16 protein-coding genes are annotated in these 21,143 nt (G+C 35.7%); 6 read left to right on the forward strand and 10 right to left on the reverse strand.

The window, feature by feature from the left end:
* Positions 1 to 320 precede the first annotated feature (320 nt).
* The 3 genes from IPI15_RS15865 to IPI15_RS15875 all read left to right on the forward strand — a co-directional run bounded on the left by IPI15_RS15865 (position 321) and on the right by IPI15_RS15875 (position 5,136).
* Complete coding sequence (locus IPI15_RS15865) at positions 321 to 1,448, forward strand: Gfo/Idh/MocA family protein (RefSeq protein WP_287421179.1); 1,128 nt, start codon at positions 321 to 323, stop codon at positions 1,446 to 1,448.
* A 103-nt stretch (positions 1,449 to 1,551) separates the two neighbouring features.
* The gene (locus IPI15_RS15870; RefSeq protein WP_287421181.1) at positions 1,552 to 2,922 is read left to right on the forward strand and encodes a hypothetical protein; all 1,371 of its coding nucleotides are present in this window, start codon (positions 1,552 to 1,554) and stop codon (positions 2,920 to 2,922) included.
* A 396-nt stretch (positions 2,923 to 3,318) separates the two neighbouring features.
* A complete protein-coding gene (locus IPI15_RS15875; protein ID WP_287421183.1) occupies positions 3,319 to 5,136 on the forward strand; it encodes a T9SS type A sorting domain-containing protein in 1,818 nt (605 codons plus the stop codon).
* 501 nt (positions 5,137 to 5,637) lie between these two features.
* Here the strand turns inward: IPI15_RS15875 and arsB are convergent.
* The 7 genes from arsB to IPI15_RS15910 form a co-directional block, all read right to left on the reverse strand.
* Positions 5,638 to 6,705, reverse strand: a complete 1,068-nt coding sequence (gene arsB, locus IPI15_RS15880; RefSeq protein ID WP_287405513.1) for an ACR3 family arsenite efflux transporter — start codon at positions 6,703 to 6,705, stop codon at positions 5,638 to 5,640.
* 2 nt (positions 6,706 to 6,707) lie between these two features.
* On the reverse strand, positions 6,708 to 7,364 hold the full coding sequence (locus IPI15_RS15885) for a hypothetical protein (protein ID WP_287421185.1): 657 nt from the start codon (positions 7,362 to 7,364) through the stop codon (positions 6,708 to 6,710).
* A complete protein-coding gene (locus IPI15_RS15890; protein WP_287405515.1) occupies positions 7,357 to 7,986 on the reverse strand; it encodes an arsenate-mycothiol transferase ArsC in 630 nt (209 codons plus the stop codon). The genes IPI15_RS15885 and IPI15_RS15890 overlap by 8 nt, the downstream gene beginning before the upstream one ends.
* A 93-nt stretch (positions 7,987 to 8,079) precedes the next feature.
* Entirely contained in the window at positions 8,080 to 8,544 is a 465-nt protein-coding gene (locus IPI15_RS15895) for a DUF6428 family protein (RefSeq protein WP_287405516.1), read from the reverse strand.
* A gap of 48 nt (positions 8,545 to 8,592) precedes the next feature.
* The gene (locus tag IPI15_RS15900; protein ID WP_287405517.1) at positions 8,593 to 8,925 is read right to left on the reverse strand and encodes an ArsR/SmtB family transcription factor; all 333 of its coding nucleotides are present in this window, start codon (positions 8,923 to 8,925) and stop codon (positions 8,593 to 8,595) included.
* An 85-nt stretch (positions 8,926 to 9,010) separates the two neighbouring features.
* Positions 9,011 to 10,144, reverse strand: coding sequence for a radical SAM family heme chaperone HemW (gene hemW, locus IPI15_RS15905; protein WP_287421187.1), 1,134 nt, complete (start codon positions 10,142 to 10,144; stop codon positions 9,011 to 9,013).
* Positions 10,137 to 10,754 carry a DUF3109 family protein gene (locus IPI15_RS15910; RefSeq protein WP_287405519.1) on the reverse strand — a complete coding sequence of 206 codons (618 nt, stop codon included), beginning with the start codon at positions 10,752 to 10,754 and terminating at the stop codon, positions 10,137 to 10,139. Before IPI15_RS15910 ends, hemW begins: the two co-directional genes overlap by 8 nt.
* 545 nt (positions 10,755 to 11,299) lie before the next feature.
* Between IPI15_RS15910 and IPI15_RS15915 the strand changes: the two genes are divergently transcribed.
* The 3 genes from IPI15_RS15915 (at position 11,300) to IPI15_RS15925 (ending at position 16,304) form a co-directional block, all read left to right on the forward strand.
* A complete protein-coding gene (locus IPI15_RS15915) occupies positions 11,300 to 12,478 on the forward strand; it encodes a glycoside hydrolase family 26 protein (RefSeq protein WP_287421189.1) in 1,179 nt (392 codons plus the stop codon).
* Between the two features lie 16 nt (positions 12,479 to 12,494).
* A complete protein-coding gene (locus IPI15_RS15920) occupies positions 12,495 to 14,165 on the forward strand; it encodes an alpha-amylase family protein (RefSeq protein WP_287405521.1) in 1,671 nt (556 codons plus the stop codon).
* 126 nt (positions 14,166 to 14,291) lie between these two features.
* Positions 14,292 to 16,304: a cellulase family glycosylhydrolase gene (locus IPI15_RS15925; RefSeq protein ID WP_287405522.1), complete on the forward strand. Its 2,013-nt coding sequence runs from the start codon at positions 14,292 to 14,294 to the stop codon at positions 16,302 to 16,304.
* Positions 16,305 to 16,669: 365 nt separating this feature from the next.
* Here the strand turns inward: IPI15_RS15925 and IPI15_RS15930 are convergent, their stop codons facing one another.
* The 3 genes from IPI15_RS15930 to IPI15_RS15940 all read right to left on the reverse strand — a co-directional run bounded on the left by IPI15_RS15930 (position 16,670) and on the right by IPI15_RS15940 (position 21,088).
* The gene (locus IPI15_RS15930) at positions 16,670 to 18,922 is read right to left on the reverse strand and encodes a TonB-dependent receptor (RefSeq protein ID WP_287405523.1); all 2,253 of its coding nucleotides are present in this window, start codon (positions 18,920 to 18,922) and stop codon (positions 16,670 to 16,672) included.
* A gap of 30 nt (positions 18,923 to 18,952) precedes the next feature.
* On the reverse strand, positions 18,953 to 19,597 hold the full coding sequence (locus tag IPI15_RS15935) for a HupE/UreJ family protein (protein WP_287405524.1): 645 nt from the start codon (positions 19,595 to 19,597) through the stop codon (positions 18,953 to 18,955).
* Positions 19,598 to 19,732: 135 nt separating this feature from the next.
* Positions 19,733 to 21,088: a tetratricopeptide repeat protein gene (locus IPI15_RS15940; protein ID WP_287405525.1), complete on the reverse strand. Its 1,356-nt coding sequence runs from the start codon at positions 21,086 to 21,088 to the stop codon at positions 19,733 to 19,735.
* Positions 21,089 to 21,143 lie beyond the last annotated feature (55 nt).

The raw sequence follows: 21,143 nt of genomic DNA on the forward strand, positions 1-21,143 counted from the left end.
ATTCATGAATTAGAGCCCTTTCAATATTATGCTTTAATAGTCAATAACTTTAATTTAGAAATGTTGGAGGTTGTATTTTCAATTGTTGCGCATCATGAATTTTTCAAATAATCTGGAATTAAAATAAATTCAAAATATCGAAACCCTTCTCATGATATATGTCGTTTTTTTTGATTACTGATTACTGATTACTGATTACTGATTACTGATTACTGATTACTGATTACTGATTACTGATTACTGATTACTGATTACTGATCTAATTTACGCTAAAAGAACTATCCACCCGTTTACAACCTTTATATTGAAACGCAGAAAACATGAAAAAATACAAAATAGGCATCATCGGCTACGGAGGATTTGGTAAATTTCTTCATTACTGGTGGGACAAACTGGAGAATGTAGAAATAATTGCAATTTCGGATTCCAGATATAGAGGAATTAATACAGAGAAATACAGAATTTATACTGATTGGAGATCTCTTATTATGGCGGATGACATTGATATTGTCAGCATTGTGACGCCACCTTCATTTCATGCGGAAATGGCTATGGAAGCGATGAAGGCAGGTAAATATGTCTTGTTGGAAAAACCTGTAGCTATCACAGATGAAGATGCTCTCCTCATCTCTAAAATACAAGAAGAAACGGGCATGGTCATCGCTGTCGATCATATGTTGCGCTATGATCCCATCATCCGGGTATTATCTGATTTGAGTCAAAGAGAAATATTTGGTCCACTGAGACATGCTGAGGTCAGTAATTATGCCCAGGATAATTCTTTGTCTCCTGAACATTGGTTCTGGGATGAAGCGATGTCCGGAGGCATCATGATAGAACATGGTGTTCATTTTTTTGATCTGATCAACGCAATGACTACCCAGAAAGTAGTGGAAGTACAAGGCATTTCTCATCACAGAAATAAGCACCAAAAGGATCAGGTTTCATCCCTGGTTAAATATGATGGTGGCTTGATCGCCAGTCATTATCATGCGTTTTCAGGACCGGGATTTTTTGAAAAAACTACCATAAGATTAATTTATGACCTTGCTAGAATAGAGATAGATGGTTGGGTTCCGATGGCAGGCAGGGTCAATGCCCTTGTGAATAATGCGATCAGGGAAGAATTAAAGGTACTTCCTGGTTGGAAAATTGATAGTTTGCATCATGTAGATCATCTTGAAGATGTGTCAAGGCCCGAAGGGTGGGGTGGAGAAGAGGAAGCAATTAAAAAGCAGATTAGCGTATACGGCATTAATTATGATGTAAATGAAGTCTTAACCGGAAGTTTTGAGATCGAACAAACTAAGTCAGAAGTTTATGGAAAATGTCTTCAGGATATGTTGAGTGACCTTATAGCCAAAATAGAAAATCCGGATCATGAGATAACTGCAAATTTGGAAAATGCCATCGAAAGTCTCCGCATTGCGACACTTGCTTCGAAATAAATTTTATAAAAAAGGAAGTCTGAAATAAATTTACTTAACTATTAATGTAATAAATTAACTTTACTCTCCTTGCTTTCATTGACGTAATTAATCATTATACATAATGAGAATAGTAATCCTTCTCGTTGCTTTGCTTTGCACTTTCAATGGATATTCCCAGTTTTCTCCTGAAGAAATATATAAAAGATATGAGGCTGCTAAGTCCCCAAATGAACAAACTGAGGTGCTAAACAAAGCTTTCGATGAGATGGCAGTAGGTGCCGGATCCAAAAGAATATGGAAGGCTAATCAGCTGAGAGATTACTTCAATAGAAAAGGAGATCTGTGGGGAACAGGTTATATAGAGTTGGCCATAGCACTTAGTTACAGGGTAACAGGACAGTATAGTGAAGCCTTAAAACATTCCCTGCCTGCTTTGAAAAAATTCGAAACGCTGAATGATACTTTTGCTATTATTAGTGCGCTCATACAAACGGGCTCTTCCTTTACGGAATCGCAAAATATGCAGCAAGGATTAAATTATTACAAAAAATGTAAAACAATTACGGAAGCTTTCAGGGATAAAGAATCTTACATAAATGTCCTGAATAAGGTTGCTGATTGTTACAATAAGCTAAATAAACCTGACTCCGCAATGGCAACTATTCGCCATGCAATGCATGTGGCTGAAGGCCAAAAGGACACAATTAATCTGGTGGATTATTACGCACACTTTGGAGAATCCTGGCTTTTTAAGAAGGAGCCTGATTCTGCTAAAATATATCTTTTGAATAGTTTTCAATTTGCAAACAATAGAAAAGTAAGTAATAAGGATTCTCACACTACTAATGAATATTATGCAAATATCTACAATGACCTAGCAGAAAATAACTTTCAATATCTTAATTATAATGAAGCTATAAATCAAGCCCGCAACGCAATTTCTTATGCTGATCCCGAGTATAAATCCCACCTGATGATCGCATATAAGTGGATATATCGCTCTTTTGAAAAGTTAAGTGAACTAGACAGCGTCAATAAATATTACAGAAAAAGTATGGATATTAAAGACCTATTATTCACCAGTGAGAAAAACAGTACGATCGTTTTGATGGATTTTCAAGAACAATCCAGACAGCAAGAAATTGCAGATTTAAAGATAAAGGAAGCGAAAGAAAGAAGACAAAATCTTGAGTATGCCTTAATCGCTCTTGCCATTACACTGAGTATTAGTTTCTTTTTGTTACTCACTAATCGGTTTATCATTCATGTCATGATCATTCAGGCATTTGGTGTAATGACACTATTAATAGTATTTGAATTTATAAATTTATTACTTGATCCGTTTATTGCTAGGATGACAGATGAATCTCCCGCATATATGTTGTTAGTTCTGGTGATAATTGCTGGATGCTTAGCTCCTATTCACCATCATATTGAGAAATGGGCAACTGGATATTTGATTAGAAAGAATAAAAAAATTGTGAATAAATAATTAACTCAAGTTTCGCTAGCCAAATTCTTCTTTTTTATGGATTCTAGTTTCGGCAGTTGATAAACAATGGTAGATGGCTGATGTTAGAAGGTAGACGGTATTTAGTTAATTGATTAATATTTTTCCTCTTATTTGATTTATAAGATAAAAATTACCATTAATTGATGAAAAGCCATCTAAAATCTACCTTCTACCATCTAACATTTTATTAAGAAATTAATTTTCCTTAAATTTAGGCTAATTTGATTACCGAAACTTGAGTTATGGATAAACTTGGATTCTACTATAACCTTGTGCCACATTTCCATCCTTTTATTAACCTTAACTTGAACTGCTCTTAATATTGACTTAACACTGGCAAACTAATTTTGCCATCAAATTAATAAATATTAAGTCATGAAAAAAAATGTACATTTTATATTGCTTTTGATCATCGTATCATTAAGTTTAAATGCTCAACCAAACAGTAAATTTTACGAAACAGAATTTGTCGGTGCACTTAGTGGACTTCCTGCCGAAGACTGGACACAAGGTTGGACGAATTGGGATCCTAAAAACACTGCTTATCCTGCAGTTACTGATGCAAATACCTTAGATGGTATGGCAGCTGGTCTTCCTGTAGTCGGAGAAAAAAGAATTACAAATACATTGACGTTGGACGCAAATCAAGTCTATCTTTTAAAAGGTATTATTGTCGTAGATAATGGTGGAAAGCTAGTTATTCCTGCCGGTACTATCATCAGAGCGCAAGCAGACCTCTCTACAAACCCAAAGAACTATGCTTGTATAGTGGTTGAAAGAGGCGGAAAAATCGAAGTTGATGGCAGCCTAAACAAACCTGTTGTTATTACTTCTAACAAAGAGACTGGTTCAAGAGAAAGAGGAGACTGGGGAGGCTTATTGATCGCAGGAAGAGGTACACACAACCTTGCTAATCCAAGCTATGATAATGTTCAGATGGAAGGTTTTAACAATGTTTCTTTCAGTCCAAGCCTAGCGAAATTCGGTGGAAATGATCCGAATGATAATTCGGGTTTCCTGAAATATCTTCGTATCGAGTTTCCGGGACTTGCTTTTGAAACTAATAAGGAATTAAATGGTCTCACTTTTGGAGCTGTAGGTTCAGCGACAGAAGTTGATAACGTCCAGGTTTCATTCAGTAACGATGATTCATTCGAATGGTTTGGAGGTTCTGTAAATTCAAGGCACATCATAGCATTCAAAGGTACTGATGATGATTTTGATACGGACAACGGTTATAGCGGGTTAAATCAATATGGTATCGCGCTGAGAGATAGCGATTATTATGACCTTACATATAGTTTATCGTCTGGTTCTTCTACCTCAGAAGCTTTCGAATCTGATAACGAAGCGACTGGAACTGCCGCAGTTTCTCCTTACACAAATGCTGTATTTTCAAATTTTACATTAGTAGGTCCTGTTCCTGTTGGAACGAAATATTCAGAATTGAATTCTACTGCTAAATCTGCATTTAGACGAGGTGCAAGGATCAGAAGAAATTCAAGTCTTAGAGTCGTAAATAGCATCTTCATGGGTTATAGAAACTTCGTAATGGTAGATGGTGATAGCAGTTTAAGAAATACCAATTATGATGGCATCTTACCTTTCGTCACACCAAATACTGCAGTAGACCAAAAAACAAAACAACTGTTTTTTACAAATAACTTAATTGTTAATACCAACGCTGCCTTTACAAGTGCTACAGATACGACTGCAAATGGTCTTGTAGAAGTTGCAAGAGGATCGAAATCAGGTGATAAATTAAATGCCCTTGATTCATGGATCAGACAATCTGGTCCATTAGCTAATAACATAAATCCTGTAGAGTTTACAACAGGAACTGTATTGGTTAATCCACTTGCAGCTACGACGACACCAAACTTTAATCCAGTCAATAATTCTCCCGCTTTATCAGGTGCCAACTTTGTAGATAATCCAATTCTTTCCAGCTTTATTTCAGCAACTGAAGAGATTGAAAAAGCGATAAAAGCGACAACAATCTTCCCGAATCCAATTAGACAAGGCGAGTTAAATTTTGGTCAAAATGTAGCTTCATTTGGCTTATTTGATTCAAATGCTAATCTGATACTTTCTGGTTTCAATGCAAGTTCAGTAAATATAGACAGATTGAATAATGGAATGTATTTTGTTAAATTCAACGGACAGGTTCAGAAGTTTATCGTAATAAAATAATTATCTCAAGTTTCTGGAGAAGGAAATACGTTCTGAAAGTATTGCTAATAATTGAAAAGAAATTAGAAATTAAAAGTTAGAAATTAGAATAAAACTCCGATTATAATATACATTATATGCAAGCAGTTAAAGAAATTAATAATCAAATTCAAAACTCGAGTAATTATTAATTTTTAAGATTTTCATTTTTTTTAACAGGTAAAAGTACCCGGTTAGCTAAACGAATAATTAACTAATAGGATTGGCGGCCTTCGGATTTCGAGGGCCGCTTTTTTATTGTGGCTGTCGGAGTTGAATAGAAATATTGATTTGAAAACTTCTAAATATGGTATCGAAGATACAAACTTCGACCAGCTCGAATCATTCTGCCAAATTATACGAAAACGTCAGATGTCTTGAAGCCATCAGACGGCGTTCCTTAGTTCATTCAGGTTTACTATATTAACCTATCAGTAACTTATACCGATACTTTGCATAATTTAGATTCACAGAAATTATTAATTAAGCTTCCTTGTACCATTTTCCTTTCAACCAGAACGCAACTCTCACCAATAATATCAGAGCCGGAACTTCAACCAAAGGCCCGATCACTCCGGCGAAAGCTTGACCACTATTAATACCAAATACACCGATAGCTACAGCGATGGCAAGTTCAAAATTATTACCGGTTGCTGTAAAAGAAATTGCAGTGTTTTTAGAATAATCAGCTCCCATTTTTTTGCCAATTACAAAACTGACTAAAAACATAATTACGAAGTAAATCACTAGCGGAATTGCAATTCGGATGACATCCATAGGTATCTGAACAATAAGCTCACCTTTTAAACTGAACATCAATACAATGGTAAATAACAATGCAATTAGGGTGATAGGGGAAATAATCGGTACATATTTTGTATTAAACCATTCTATGCCTTTCCATCGGATCAATGCATATCTACTTACAATTCCTGCGATAAAAGGAATACCGAGATAGATCATTACGCTTTCAGCAATCTGGCCAATTGTTATATTTATTTCCATACCTTTTATTCCAAAATACGGGGGTAAAACTGTGATAAATAGCCAGGCATAAACACTATAAAAAAGAATTTGGAAGATACTGTTTAGTGCAATTAATCCTGCGGCATATTCTCTATTTCCTTCGGCTAGCTCATTCCAAACAACAACCATGGCAATGCATCTGGCTATTCCAATTAGAATCAGCCCGGTCATGTATTCCGGTTGATCTCTGAAAAAAATAACTGCTAACAAAAACATCAATATTGGGCCAATTACCCAGTTGAGCAACAAAGAAATGCTTAATATTCTGGTATTTTTAAATACCTCACCCATATTTTCATACCGCACCTTTGCCAAAGGGGGATACATCATTAGGATCAAACCAATAGCAAGTGGAATATTAGTCGTTCCGCTAGAAAAAGAATTAATAAAGCCCGAGGAATCAGGTAAAAAATACCCTATTCCAACTCCAATAAACATAGCGAGAAATATCCAAAGGGTAAGATATCTGTCTAAGAAACTGAGTTTTTTCCTTTCTTGGGCAGGTGCACAATTATTGGCAAGCATACTTATTTTTGTTTTACGCAATCAGGTGTAGAAGTGCTGCAACATGGTTTTTCTGTAGTTGTTACTTCAGCTGCTTCATCGACGGGCATAATAATTTTATTATTAACTCCGGCTACTTTTACTTCTTTGACAGGTACCGATTTTTCTTCACTGCAACATGGGACTTTTTCATTAGAACCAAAAGATGCAAATGCAGTTGCTGTCTCAGTTGTACACTTACCTGACGCAGAAGTACTACAAGAAGATGCTGCCAAAGATGAATGATTTGCCTGAAATTTTTGATATTCAAAAAAGCTAAAAAACCCGATACTTGCCACAAGTCCTGTCCAAAAAATAGCTTTCGATACTTTAGTATTCATACTAGGTTTGGCAGTATCACATCCACAATCTGTGTCACATGCAGGAGCAAACTTTGGCAATACATAGATTTTATAATAAGATGCAGTAAATGATACGGCACTCAAGGCTATAAGCAACGGCACTGCAGCATCCATCCATGGAGACGAAGCAAAACCTGCCGCAGATACACCAAATAAGGATGCTACAGGACTGGCACAAACACCAACGCAAGCACCACTTTTACAACAAGCGAATAAAAGCGGAGCACCTGAACTGACACTCCCGGTTATAGAGGTCCAAATAGATTTAATTTTACTCATAAACTTGACTTTTTATTTTTGAAAAAACATATAAACATTCCATAGCGATTTGATTACTTCTTTCCAGATACTTCTCCTTCTGAAGACATGTATCGTCATAAGATTTAGGGTCATTGTAGGTGGTACTTATGCGAAGATCACATCCCGGTATAAAGGGACAGTTTTCATCCGCATCAGAACAGGTCATTACAGCAATAAAATTAGTCGTGGGATTTTCAATATTGTCAAATGTTTTTGAAAAACAATTGATGAAATTCTCATTATCAAAATGAACAGCATATACTGGATTTGACTTAAAGTCTTCCATCTTTTGTACATTGAATCCTGAATCTTCTAATGCTGCAATTGCATTAGGATGGAAGGCTGTTGATTCAGTTCCTCCAGAGAAAGTAGTTACGTTTTCTATATTATAGTAATGTGCTGCCACTGCTGCCCACACTTGCCCAAAGTGACTTCTTCTAGAATTATGGGTGCAAATATAAACTAGTTGTACTTGAATTTTTTTGAGATATTTATCCCTAATGTGTAAGGACAACTTATCTAAAAGCATTTTACGTTGCTCCGAAATTTCTGAAAAATTTGCAGCCAATGCATTACAGCGGTCAACAATATCTGTATACATTTAATTAATATTCATTTATGCAATATTATTTAAGATAATTTCAATTTCTGTTATTTAATTTCATCTTTTTACTTCAATTCTATCTGAATAAGACTAGCAACAACCGCCTCCCGGAGTGCAGCTGCTTGCTGAATCTACACTTAATTGCAACAATTGCTCTTTTGCAGGAATTCCACAAGCATCCATTGCAAGACAATCCGTATTTTTAGATACCAGCATAAAGTTTTCGCCATTAAAATCTAAATCATATTTTCCTATTGTTTGCCCCTGATATTCAACTTCAATTTCATGATCACCGATGCCAAGTTTTTCCTCGGATAATTGAATGATCTTTAATAATTTACCGGGCTTTAATCTGTGTTCGAAATCATTTGCATTCCATAATTGAAAGTTAACAACCTTTTCATGCCGAATGACTCCACCGCAATCAATAAAGTCCTTAGTGATCATACCGACCTCGGTGACATGGAAATGCTCCGGTACAAAGCTTCCATCACTTAACTGGAATTCGACATTGTCCAAATTGGTTAAAATGTCCTTAATTTCTGATAATTTCATTTTTAGAGTTTTTAATTATGTCAAAAAAATTTAGTTGTATGTGGATTATTAGCAACAACTTGAATCTTTGCTTTTAATTTTCTCAATAGCATTATCAAAGTATGAGGCTATTTTTTGCAATGCACCCTCTTCGATGCAATAGCAAATAGTCTTGCCGTCAATATTTCCTTTAATTATTCCTGCCCCTTTTAATTCCTTCAGGTGCAGTGAAATAGTTGGTTGAGCTAGATTAATTTCATCCACGATGTCATTACAAATGCATCCATCCACTTTTAGTAGATATTCCAGAATAGCTATTCTGGCGGGATGGCCTAAGACCTTAAGCATTGACGCCGTTTCATTTTGACTGTCTGTAAATATATCTGATCTTGTAGCACCCATGACTTATATTTTTATATTGCAATATTACAATATGTTTTCAATACGAAATACATTTTATCCAAATTTGTTTCAAATTATTTTTGAATTATAGAAATAGTTCGCCTGTAATGTGGTCAGCTACTAGCTTTCCGTTCAGACTGAGAGTGTATATATCATTATGTAAGATGATGTCACCTGAGGTGATAAAGGGGTGTGATTCTGTTAAAAAATGTTCAACATACAATGGATCGATTTTTGAAACATCGGACAGTGAAACTCCCCATTTCGTTCTCAATCTGGTTAGAATTAATTCATTATAAGCAGTTTTTTCATCGATAATTTCTTCAGTTTGAGGTAAAATCCTCAACTCAATTGACTTAATATATTGAGCATTGTTCGCCACATTCCAATATCGTTTACCATCATAAAATGAATGAGCGGAAGGGCCAATCCCTATGTAAGCAATACCTTTCCAGTAATTACCATTGTGAATAGCATTAAAGTCAGGGAGAGAATAATTGGATATTTCATAATGTTCATATCCATTTTTGACAAGAAATTCAGAAATCATGATGAATTGATCAGCAGCATGTTCAGAATCCGGCATTTTGTCCAAACCAAGTTTTACACTTTTGAGCAAAGGAGTTTTATCCTCAACGGTTAAACTATATGCCGAAACATGTTTTACCTTCCAATTATTTAGTAGATCGAGATTGTATTTTAATTTTTCATTCGTGAGAAGTTCGTAACCAAAGATCAGGTCGACAGAGAGGTTTTTGAATCCATGCTTGTATGCTAGTGGTATACATTCCATCGCCTGTCTTACATCATGGACTCTTCCCATCCATGCAAGATCATCCGCGTGAAAAGACTGGACACCAATACTCAATCTATTGATTGGCGTATCTTTTAATCCTATTAAATATGCTTCAGTTAAGTCATCCGGATTGGCTTCCATTGTGATTTCTGTAACTTCACTTAGGTCATAATTTTCCCCTATTATTTCAAATAAATGATTTATTTCATCCGCATTTAATAGGGATGGAGTGCCACCTCCGAAATAAATTGTTTGAAGTTTTTTTGTGCTAAATAATTTTCCAGACAACTCTATTTCTTTTGAGAGTGCAGCAAGTAAATTAGGCTTGTGCGCAAGGGATGTCGTAAAATGGAAATTACAATATTTACAGGCTTTCTTACAGAAGGGAATGTGGAGGTATAATCCTCCCTCGAAATTATTCAAGTTCATCTCCAATGTCGTCTAAGCTGATCTCTTTAGTGCTCGCCAAACCATCCAAATATTCGAGTTGCTCATAGAAACCTTCACCGAATTTTCTAATTAATGCAGCTTTGACGAATTTATATAATTGTATTTTATCAGCACCTATCTGATCACATGAATTGGAGCAAATGCTCCACCGATCATAATTCAAGGCATAATCAAAACCGCCCTTATTTTTCAAAACCCTTACCGGATATAAGTGACAACTGATAGGCTTATAGAAATCTATCACTCCATCTTTGTATGCTTGCTCTATGCCGCAACCAGCGATGCCAAGTTCATTTTTGGTCATAAATACACATGCCCCATTCGGCATCAATGAAGTACCAAAATCATCCATTCCTTCGAAAAATGTGGAAGTGCCTTTCTGGCGGATCATTTCGTTTGATTCATCTGAAAGATAGGGAGCAACTTTATCTTTGATGGAATCTAGGATATCAAGTTCATCAAATTCAAGCGGAGCACCAAAGTCTCCTTCCCAGCAGCATGCGCCTTTACAAGACTTGAGATTGCAGGCAAAGTGCTCTTTTACAACATCATCACTCACCAGCATGTCATCCACCATCAACATAATAACAAAGATTTAGGGTGCAAAGGTAAGGAATTCAGTTAAATAGTATTAGAGTAGAATAGTTTTGTAGTTAACCAGTAGAATAGTTAACCATTAGAATAGTATTATAGTTAACCAGTGTACCCGTGGATAGTGCACCAGTTCAATAGCCGGTAACCCCAAAAAAAATGTAGATACAATGCTTGTCGTTTTCCGAAAAAGTTTGGATACTTTAAGTTGACAAGTAATATACTTGACAAGTATTAGAGTTAACGAACATACCGTTAACTAGAAAGTTTAGCTTTCATATTAATAAAGTTTCAACAAGCAATTCTAGTGTCATGTAATTTAAAAATGGCTTCTGTAGGGACAGGTCGCGACCTTTCTCTACAGAAGCCATTTTTAAATTACTCTAATACTATCCACTCTAATACTATTATACTCTAATACTATAATCCTAGCTTTGTCTGAATAGTATCGTACTTAGGTAAAAATAGTATTAGTGATTTGAGGCATTTAAAATAATTTTGTATTTCAATTTTATTTTAGAATTCATCGATTTTAATATGAAATATTTAATACATTTTTTGTTGTTTCTTTTGCTCAATTCTTGTTCGAAAAAGGAAATAGAAATAGTTATAGATCCGGTAGAAATTCGGAATATGATGGTGGATAAAAATGCTACAGATGAGACTACAGCTTTGTTTTACAATCTTAAAACTTTTGCAAAAACGAATTTTGCTATCGGGCAGCAGGACGCATTCAACCATTTTTACCAAAATATTTCAGGGCCTTCTGACATCAAAAAGAATACAGGGAAAGATGTTGCAATGATTGGTTTGGATTTTTCATTCATCAATGATGATTTGAACACTGGTCAGCCGGAAAATTGGTTCTATCAACAAGAAATTAAGATCAGGCAAGACGCAATTAAAGCATATGATCAGGGTAGTTTTGTTACCTTCTGTTGGCACTTCAGAGAGCCATACAAAGGACTCGATTTTTACACAGACAAAATGGATGATTTTACCAAACAAAATGCATTCAAAAGTATTTTGCCGGGCGGTGAAAATCATGAATATTACAAAAAGAAGCTAGATAAAATCGCAGATTTTACAACTAATCTTCGTGGAAGCGATGGCAAACAAATACCAATCATCTTCAGGCCTTTTCACGAATTCGATGGAAGCTGGTTCTGGTGGGGAGCCGACTATTGTACTTCTGCAGAATACAAATCAATGTATACATTTACCGTAGAATATTTGCGGGATACAAAAGGTGTTCACAATATTATTTATGCTTTTTCTCCGGACAATAGGTTCTTTACAATACCCGACTATTTGTATAGATATCCCGGAGACAGTTATGTGGATGTGCTTGGAATGGACAACTATGGCGATTTTGATAATCAAGGTGACGCTGGTGTTGAAAGAGCAAACAATAAGTTGAAAATAATCTCGGATCTGGCAAGACAACGTAATAAAATTGCAGCTTTGACAGAGACCGGTTATCAAATAACAGAAAGCAGAGCGCCTCAAATTCAATTTTTTTCTTCCAAAATATACAAGGCACTCACAAATCAAAACATCGAAATAGCATATGTTCAGTTCTGGGGTAACAGCGAAAAAGCATACTTCGTCCCTGCAGCCAACCTTCCCGACTCTCAGGATTTTATTGATTTTATAAATCAACCAAGAGCGGCATTATTGGATGATTTAACTGATATTTACAGGATTAATAAATAAACCAAAGATTAATTGAGTGGATAGAAGGCATTTTATACAAAACAGTAGTTACGCATTGGGCGCTTTGCTATTTAGCGAAGTAGTTCCAAATGGCTTATTCTCTAATACTGAGAAGACCTTAATCACATATCCCGACAGCGTTTCGGCTATCCTCGGGGAACAAGTGGTACAATTAAAAGGTTCAGGCGCAAAATGGATCTACAATAACCTGACTGTTACTTTGGAAAAAAGTAAAACAGGCATACAGGTGTTTATTCGAAGCCCAAATGTTAGTTTAGAAAAAGTAATACTTAATTGGATTACACCTGATAAGACAAAATCAACTGTGCTGAATGACCACTGGGAAAGAACATATGGAGACATTTCTTGGCATCCAACAAAGTCAGAAGAAATGCTTCCTTGGTATTTCATGGAAATTGAAGGGGATGAAACTTTTGGCTTTGGAGTAAAGACAGGGACGAATAGTTTCTGTTCGTGGAATATTGGTATAAATAATTTAGCCTTACATCTCGATACAAGATCAGGTGGTAATGGTGTGAAACTGGGTGATCGAAAGCTAAAGGCCGCCGAAATAGTGACTATAAGTAGTAATACAGGGGAAACTGTTTTCCAAACGACACAAAGATTTATGGGCCTTATGTGTCCGGTGGCAAGAATGCCTGCAGATCCTGTCTACGGTATAAATGATTGGTATTTCAGCTATGGAAATAATTCAGAAAAATTAATTCTCGAGCACACATCTTTGATGTCGCCAATGGCTGAAGGTTTGAATAACAAACCCTTTTCTGTTATTGATGCCGGATGGTTTGCCACTTCACCATATCATCCTGATGACAGAAGCTGGGGTAATGTGGGAAAGAGTAATGAATTTTTTCCGGACATGGCGGGACTAGCGAGTAAAATAAGAGATCTAGGAATGCGTCCGGGACTTTGGACACGACCTTTATGTGGAAAGGAATCAGACAATAAAAATTTATTCCTGCCTATTAATAGTGGAAATACTCCAAATATGCCTGTCCTCGATCCCAGTATTCCCGAAAACCTGGAGACTATTGCAGGCTATTTTAAACTATATAACGAGTGGAATTATGATTTGGTGAAATTTGATTATACCACCTTTGACATCTTTGGTAATTGGGGTTTCCAAATGATGCAAAAAGGTGCATTGACTCAAAAAGGTTGGCATATGAATGATGTGACAAAAACAAATGCAGAAATAATTTTGGGACTTTATAAAACAATTAAAAAAGCAGCGGGAAATACCTATATAATCGCTTGTAATACTTTTAGCCATCTTTCCGCAGGAATTTTCGAAATATCAAGAATAGGCGATGACACTTCGGGAAATGAATGGGATCGCACACTCAAGATGGGAGTCAACACGCTTGCCTTCCGCGGACTTCAACATGGCAAATTCTATGCTTCAGACGCAGACTGTGTAGGACTTACCACGAAAGTCCCTTGGGAGAAAAATAAACAATGGATGGAATTAGTTGCTAAAAGTGGTACGCCATTATTCATTTCTGCTCAACCCGATGCCATAGGCAGTGAACAAAAAGAGACCATCAAAAAATGTTTTGAATTAGCATCAAAAAAACTCCCAGTTGGTGAGCCTTTGGATTGGTTGACAAATGCTTTTCCTAATAATTGGAAGTTAAATGGAAAGAATGAATCATTTAATTGGTAAATTATTTAATGTTTGGCATTTGGAGTTTGAACATCAGTTACAATATATAATTCTCCAAATTAAAATTTAATTAAAATCGCCAACTCTATTACTGGAAGAATTAATTAAAAAGTAATTAGTTTAAATATGAAGAAAATTCTATTAAAAGGTGCGATCACTTATTTTTTAATTTTGCTAATGGCGTCTATATGCCATGCACAATCTGTTAAAGATGCAGGGCAATTAAGAGTCATCGGAACTCAATTATCAGATCAACGTGGAAATGCAATAGCATTGCACGGTGCCAGTTTGGGCTGGAGTTGTTTTCACCCAAGATTTTACACTGAAGGAACAGTTAAATGGCTTAAAAAAGACTGGAATTGCACAATAATAAGGGCTGCAATGGGTGTAGAGCCCAAAAAAGGGTATTTGGAAGACAAACATACGTCTGAAGCTTTAATTACAGCAGTGGTTGATGCCGCCATCAAAGCAGATTTGTATGTAATCATTGATTGGCATAGCCATAATATTAGGACGGAAGGGGCAGTAGATTTCTTTGACAGAATGTCGAAAAAATACAATAAATACCCACATGTCATTTACGAAATATTCAATGAACCTGAGCGAATTGAATGGTCAGAAGTGAAAGCATATTCGGAAAAACTTATCAAAACGATCCGAACCAACGACCCTGACAATATTATTCTTGTAGGATGCCCGCATTGGGATCAGGACATAGATAAAGTGGCTGCGGATCCTATTAAAAATGTAACAAATGTCATGTACACTATGCATTTTTATGCTGGGACACATAAAAAATGGTTACGTGACAGAACGGATGAAGCCATGCAAAAAGGAATCCCGGTTTTTATATCCGAATGTGCCGGAGTGGAGGCCACGGGCGATGGCCCGCTTGATCTGGCTGAATGGCATGCGTATGTCGAATGGATGGATAAACACAAATTAAGTTGGCTCACCTGGTCAGTTTCTGATAAGAATGAAACCTGCTCCATGTTAAATACCACAGCATCTTCAAAAGGTAATTGGAAGAAAGAAGATCTAAAAGAATCAGGTATTCGCACCAGAAACTACCTCAGAAATTATGACAGTGGAGGAAGTAAAAAGAACATTTTCGAATGTAAGGGTCGTGTTGAGAAATTATCAGATTCAGAAGTAATTTTAATTGGTTCAGCTTCGTCGGTTAGTTTTAAAATAACAGGAAACAAATGTGATATCAATCTAAAAAGCTTGGACAATCATCACAATTGGGTTTCAATAGAAGTCGATGGAATCTATAAAGGTAGAGTGAAAGTAGAAGTAGGGGAGGCAAGAAATTATCCAATTTCAATTGCAAATAAAAATGAATCTTTGCAATTAAATTCAGATACAGTCAGTCATATTATCACTATTTACAAGGCTACTGAAGCAAGTAATGGAGGAGTTTTATTTAATGGGGATGATTTAATTACTGAAGAATTAGCTCCACAAACAATAAAGAAGAAAATTGAATTTATAGGGAATTCTATTACTTGTGGATATGGTGCTGATGAAACTGAAATCACTTGTGGTAAAGGAGAATGGTACGACCAGCACAATGCATATCTTGGCTATGGCCCCATTGTTTCCCGGATGATGAATGTTGACTATTTGCTTAGTTCAGTTTCCGGAATTGGCATGTATCGCAATTGGAATAATGAAAATCAGGAAGAAGCAAATATGCCTGACGTTTATCAAAATTTATATTTAGATAAAAATGTAAATAAGCCATTTTCCAATGATTATCAACCTGATCTTGTTAGCATTTGTCTCGGTACAAATGATCTTTCAGAAGGAGATGGAATAAAAAATCGAGTTACATTTAATGAAGATAAATTCATTTCTAATTATATTGAATTTGTCAAAATGATTTACAAAAAATATCCTGATACGCGCATTATTTTGTTGTCTAGCCCTATGCTATCAGGAGAGAAAAATCAACTTTTAATTAATTGTTTGAATAAAATAAAGGCTGAATTTAACACAGATTCAACTCTTAAAGCTATAGAGATATTTCAATTCAAACCTATGATTCCTGCTGGGTGTGATTATCATCCAAGTGCGGAGGACCATGCAAAGATGGCGGAGGAGTTTGAGCCATTTATTAGGAAAATGCTGGAATAAGGGACTAAAGTCATTTCACTTCTTGTTTCATATTTGTTGATTAAATCCGTTGACTAAAGTCAACGGCAATCTATCTTGAGCAATTCATTATTTAGATTTAATCAAGGAATAATTTGCCGTCGGTTTTAACCAACGGACCAAGAAATACACTCCACTTCCAACTTTAGTCGTCTTTAAAATTTGCTCGACCTAACTGCTTTAGCTGTTCAAGATATTAGGGGACTAAAGTCCGAGTTAAGCAACACTTTGGTCCGTTGACTGAAGTCAACGGCAAGCTATCAATAGCAATTTATTATTAAATTATATCAAAAAAAAATGTCATCAGCTCTCACCAATGACATTTTTTTCTCTCTATTAATTTCTTTTTAAAAAAACAACGTCGCATTCAACCTTGCAAAAAACGGAGTGCCAGGCGTAAAATGTATCTCTGATATTGCTTCCGGTTCATCTTGCAATCTACTTTCTGTGTCAAATTGTGTTTCCTTCCATTTTGTATTAAATACATTCTGGATAGCAATTCCTATTTCAAATCTTTTAGTAGTATAATTAACCGAAGCATCAGTGATAAAATAACCTTTCGCCTCTACAGAATTGTCTTCATTTGCCGGGCGGTCACCCATGTATCTATATCTTAGACTGCCATTCCATCCAACTTGTGTTTTATATGAAATACCACCGGTACTCGTAAAAGTTGGAGCCAAAGGAAGATAATTCGCTCCTTCAGGTTCTCCTAATGCTCTTGGTTTTGTAAAATTCAAATCCGCATCTACGTAGAAGTTCTTAAAAGGTTCATATCTTAATGATAAATCATAGCCATATCTTTGCGTTTCACCACTTGGCTCTACAACACCTTCATCACCTACATATACAAATTCCTGTTTCAAATATAGATACCAAACTGCTGTTTGTACCACTACTTTATCACCTAATTTTACCAATGTACCTAAGTCACTTCCCCATGCAGGAGTCACTACTTCTTTACCGTTTTGCAACACGGCAACTCTTGTATCATTGCTATGGAATCCCTTACCGTTGTATAGATACAATTGCCATTTTTCATTGACTTTATAATTAAAATTCAACTTCGGACTTACGATGAAAGAATTTGATTTTAGCTTAAGATCATTCTGTAAGTGATCCGTATATTGATTAGTAAAATAATCCAACCTTGCTCCAATTGATATATCCAAGCCTCCTCTTAATTTGATTGACTGTGTCGTCCACAATGCAGGATTTACTTCTATAATATCTCCTTTTTTAATAGGATCTAAAAGCTCTGTTCTTTCCTTTGTATGTGACAATTCGATATTGTCCACCATGTCAGCTCTGACTTGTACACCAATTGCAGACTCTGCATTTAAATTGCCAAGATTATAAGCATGCAAATATTTTGTATTTAAACCTACAATATCTCTTGATTCCTTTTGTTTGATCTGATCTCCATTAAGAGAGTCATTTTTAAAAAAAGTAAAATTGGAATATAATTCAAATGCATATTTGGTGTAAAAAAGCTGATTCGTCAATGTTGCTCCATTATTTAATTTTGTAGATAATTCTACATTCGCATTATATCTGCTGGTCTGACCACCTTCTTTATCATCAATCGCACCATAGAATCCTATTGAACCATTTTCCACCGCCCTGTCAGGGATTTGTCCACTTGCATCCCATGATGAGGTGAAACCACTTCCTGTCACTGACAAATAATTATTGTCATTTATTTTAGTTCTGAATTTGGCCATGCCATTGAACCTTTGGAAATTCTGTGGACTATCGAAGAAACCTTTTGTATATGACCCTTCTCCAGCGACGAATAAAGTTTGATTAGAGTTGGCAGGATCTAAAAGATTTGCACCTAATATACCTCTAAATGTATTGAACTGACCTGCTTCGACTTTCACAAAGTTATTATCAAGGAAGTTCTTAGTTTTAAATTCGACATAACCTGCAGTAGCAAGATTGCCATGTTCTGCGAAATAGGGACCTTTATTAAAATTAACTTTATCTATTAATTCAGGTATAACAAAATGCAGATCAGCATATCCTTGTCCATGAGCATGACTCACCATATTAACCGGCATACCATCCACAGCGACCTGTATATCTGTGCCGTGATCAATATCGAATCCTCTTAAAAAGATCTGCTCCGCCTTTCCTCCACCAGCGTGTTGACCGATAAAAAGACCAGGTACCATACGTAGTACTTCCTGGCTATTTACGATAGGTCGCAAATGAATATCAAGGTCTGATATCGTTTTAAATATACCTGACTGTGCAGAAGCCCTTATTTCTACTTCAGCAAGACTGGTGATTTTTTGAGTTAAATAAACAGTTGCAATCCCAGCATCAAAAGTAAGTGATGAAAGATCGATAGACATTCCTTCATATCCTATTCCAGAGATCAAGATAGTGGATATCTGTTGCTTCAAATTGTCAAGTCTGATATATCCGGCCGGATCCACATCCATTAAATACTGACCATCCCCTGACAGCACTATTACATCAAGAACAGGCTTTTTTGTCTCGGAACTTTTAAGATAAATACCCCGAGTTGCATTTTGCGCGAATGCTCCGAAAGAGCAGGTTAATAGCAAAATAATTAGTAAATTTAATTTCATGATATTTAAATATTTAATAGATTTTCAAATTTAGAAAAAAATACGCTCTACAGTCCAGTAAGAAGCTATTAATATAATTATTATTGACATTGGGATTACCACTCTTTTCCTATACACTATAGGATGAGCTTTAAATAATCTTATTATGATGGTTAGTAATAATATTATAGACAATTGTGCCATTTCTACACCGATATTAAATCCAACCAACGCCTTTACAAAATCAACTTTAGGAAGGTTTAAACTGGTCAATGCACTTGCGAATCCCATACCGTGCACTAATCCGAATAGAAATATTAAAATAATTCTTCCCGGTTTTACTTTATCGACAAATAGATTTTCTGCAGCAAGAAAAACGATGGACATAGCGATCAATGCTTCAACCCATTTGGTCGGTGGATCAATGATATCAAACATTACCAGTCCCAATGTAATGGTGTGCGCCAAAGTAAACATGGATGCCTGGAGAATGACTTTCTTAGTCGAAGTGCTTAGGAAAAATATACAGAGGATAAACAGAATATGATCCAGCCCCAGGGGAATAATGTGCCTTACACCTTCCCAAATATAAAATCCAAAAGAATTGGATTCTTGTTCGAGAACGTAGTCTATCGTGTGTGCCTGCATTGTAAACATACCAATACAGAGACAGAGAAGAAGTATATATCTTTTCAACATGTCTAATTTATATTTGCACTTTACTTACGAATGAAATTAACGTTTGGTTTTCATAAAAATAAAAAAGGGGAAACTGTTTAAAACAGCTGCCCCCCAATACGTGTAAAATATTCAAAAAATGAAATTTCAGAATTAATTTACCATTATTTTTGGATCTATATATTTCGAAATAGCAAGTGCCTCTTTTTTAAGTTCTTCAGCTTTTGCAGAGTTACCTGCTTTTGAATTGATGAGACTTGCTTTGTAAAGCATATCAGCGCTTTTTATTTTAGTAGTAAATACCTTATCTGAATAAACCATTGCTGATTTGTAATCTCCCTTCTTATAATTTATCCATGCCATCAAATCATTTGCATCTATATTATCAGGACGAATATCATAATCTTTCTTAGCATATTCAAGTGCTTTATCATACTGTTTAGCATCCATATAAGCCATTGCAAATTCTCTCGCGGCATTGTGACTGATATTGCCAACAACTGGTTTATTTTGAGCCTCAGCCAACAATTTTATCACATCAGAAAATACTTTATCCGCCTTATCTTGTTCTCCATTTAATTCATATAATTCACCTAAGAATGATACAAAAGCCGCTTCACTCATTTGTGTAATTGCTTTTTTTGCATGAACAATAGCAGATGGATAGTTTTTATTTAATTTATCGACTCTGGCAAGACCCATTTCTGCATGTGGATAATCCGGTCTGAATGAAAGTGATTGTTGATATAATGCAGCAGCTTCATTGATTTTTCCTGTGTATAAATAAAGGTCGGCCAAATGAATTCTGGTCCACTCTGTATTTTCATTACCAGGTATTCCTGCTTCCAGTGCCATCTTCATAGCATCTATAGCGGCTTGATTGTCACCATATATCTGTCTTAAATAAGATGCTCTTGAATAAGAACGCAAATCAGGACGAATGCTCAACATTTTATCACAATAAGCCACGGCTTCTTTATACTGACCTAGTTCTACACTTGCATCTACCAGTGCACCATAAAGACCTGCATTGACAGGATTGATCTTAATGCCTTCAAGTGCCATTTTACGACCTTCTTCGAATTGATGCATATTGAGGTAAACTGCAGATTTGAGACTATATGACTCTAGCTTACTATTGACATCCGATGCAGGATTATTGATCACTTTGTCCAGCATTTGAACTGCGGCATGATTGTAATAGTCTGCATTCCCGGTGATCCTACATTCTGTAATATAGATGGATGCCAAGGCAATGTAGGCTTTTGCATCAAAACCTTTTTCTTTGAGGGTATTTACAGATTCCTGATATTTATTACGGAGCATATCATACTCCTCTTTTCCTTCTTTGTCATTTTTCCTTGGCAATAATGCCGCAATAGATTCTTCGTCACTTATTTTTATTTCTAGATTACTTCCCTCACCTCTACTTTGAGTGCAAGAAGAAAAAGAAATAGTAGTGATTGTAAAAAGGAAAAATATAAGTGATAAATAGTGTAATTTTTTCATTGTTTTTGTGAATTATATTTTTTAAAAATGGGGTCATCCTTTAAAGTGAATGACC

It is taken from the genome of Candidatus Brachybacter algidus, assembly GCF_016707225.1.
In the GTDB taxonomy this organism is placed as follows: Bacteria; Bacteroidota; Bacteroidia; order Chitinophagales; family Saprospiraceae; genus Parvibacillus; species Parvibacillus algidus.